Genomic DNA, 381 nt, shown 5'->3' with positions numbered 1-381 from the left:
TGAGGATATCGTAGTAAATAACGAAGTAGATTTAGTAATTGCTAAAATAGTTGATAATGCTACTCCAGATGAAGGAGATACAATCAACTATACAATCACGGTTACGAATAATGGCCCTGCAAGAGCAACGACAGTATCAATTACAGATCAGTTACCAACAGGAGTGACTTATGTTTCGGATACTCCAAGTCAAGGTGCTTATGATGATGCAACCGGAGTTTGGGCAATTGGAGATATAGATGATAGCACTATAGTGACTTTAATACTAGAAGCTACAGTCGATGCAGGCACTAGTGATGATACGATTACCAATACAGTTACCGGAGTTACTTTAGATCAGACTGATACTAATACTACTCCAGATGATCCAAGTGAGGATAT

1 protein-coding gene is annotated in these 381 nt (G+C 38.3%); it reads left to right on the top strand.

The window, feature by feature from the left end; genetic code table 11:
* Nucleotides 1-381: DUF11 domain-containing protein (locus Q0829_RS27520; RefSeq protein ID WP_298549308.1), on the top strand; the 381-nt coding region annotated here is incomplete at both ends.

Source organism: uncultured Aquimarina sp. (genome assembly GCF_947492405.1).
Lineage (GTDB): Bacteria > Bacteroidota > Bacteroidia > Flavobacteriales > Flavobacteriaceae > Aquimarina.
The sequence above is the reverse complement of the archived record's forward strand: the minus strand, read 5'-3'. Positions and strand labels throughout refer to the sequence as shown.